The sequence below is a fragment of the Barnesiella sp. CU968 genome (genome assembly GCF_905219685.1).
GTDB lineage: Bacteria > Bacteroidota > Bacteroidia > Bacteroidales > Muribaculaceae > Lepagella > Lepagella muris_A.
Genome location: NZ_CAJMXD010000565.1, coordinates 1 through 1,307, shown reverse-complemented (window position 1 = coordinate 1,307; position 1,307 = coordinate 1). Strand labels below are relative to the sequence as shown.

General features: G+C 45.0%; 1 protein-coding gene and 1 pseudogene. Both read right to left on the bottom strand.

Annotated elements, in window-relative coordinates:
- The coding region (locus JX312_RS14205; protein ID WP_239653937.1) for an adenylate kinase at positions 1–543 on the bottom strand (543 nt) is incomplete at its 3' end.
- A gap of 48 nt (positions 544–591) precedes the next feature.
- Positions 592–1,113 (bottom strand): annotated as a pseudogene (gene hpt, locus JX312_RS14200) (hypoxanthine phosphoribosyltransferase); the annotation flags it as partial.
- Positions 1,114–1,307 lie beyond the last annotated feature (194 nt).

Sequence of the window (1,307 nt, the reverse complement as noted above, 5' to 3'; positions counted from 1 at the left end):
CTCGTCCACTATCCCGGTTCCGTTGATGGGAAGATATTTGCCCTCCTTAGTGTAATACTCACGTAGAGGATGGGTCTGGTCATGATAAACTTTCAGACGGTTCTTGATGGTTTCGGGGTTGTCATCGGCGCGTCCGGTTTCTTTACCTCTCAGCAACATGCGTTCCATAAGTTCCTCTTCGGGCACTTCAAGACCGATTACGGCATGAAGGTCGGTGCCGCGTTTCTTAAGCAGCTCCTTCAGTGCCTCTGCCTGCGGTATTGTGCGGGGGAATCCGTCGAATACTACGCCCTTTTTATCGGCTGCCTCTTTTTCAAGAACGTCATCAAGAATCTTAATCATCAGATCATCGGGAATAAGTTGCCCTTCAGAGATGTAGGAATCTGCGATTTTTCCTAATTCAGTGCCACGTTTGATATGGTCACGCAGCACCTCCCCGGTAGAAATATGGTAAAGACCATATTTGTCGATGAGCTTTGCGCTTTGTGTTCCTTTGCCGCTTCCGGGAGCGCCAAAGAGCACTACATTCAGGGTGTCTTTCATTTTATTGTCTATGTCAATATTTTCAGCTTCTTCTTTTATAACGTATATGTCGGGAAGATTTCTTACTTTGCCATCAAGATCAAGACCGTAGCCGATGATAAATTTCGGTGGAATTGTGAATGCCACATAATCCGGGGTGAAGCCCGTCTTGCAGCTCTCGGGTTTGTGAAGCAGAGTTGCGAAACGTATGGAACGCGGGTTACGGCTGCGCAGATCCTCTATCATCTTGACAGCCGTGAGACCGGTGTCCACAATATCTTCTATTATCACTACATCTCTGTCGGAAATATCTTCCTTGAGGCCTATCACCTCTTTTATGTTGCCGGTAGATTTAGTGCCTTCATAACTTGAATATTTTACAAAAGTTATAACGGAATTGTTTATGCCGATTTCTCTGTAGAGGTCAGCGGCAAACATGAATGCGCCGTTGAGGACGCAAATAAAGATAGGGCAGGAATCACCAAGGTCGTTGCGGATCTCATTTGCCACGCGTTTCACTTGTTCTGCGATCCGGTCACTCGTCAGATACGGCACAAAAGTCAAGCCGTCTACGTTTATTTCTTTTTCCATCGTTAAATTTGAAAGGATGAATGCAACACTAACAGTCATGTCGCTTCTCAACGCAAAGTTAATTAAAAAAAACGATAATGCAAACATCCTTTCTTTAACTGATTTAACTTATACACGGATACTGTTTCTTTGAGTGTGTCTGACGCCGGCCACTAAAAAAGGACCAGCCAAATTTTGACCGGTCCTGACAAGTT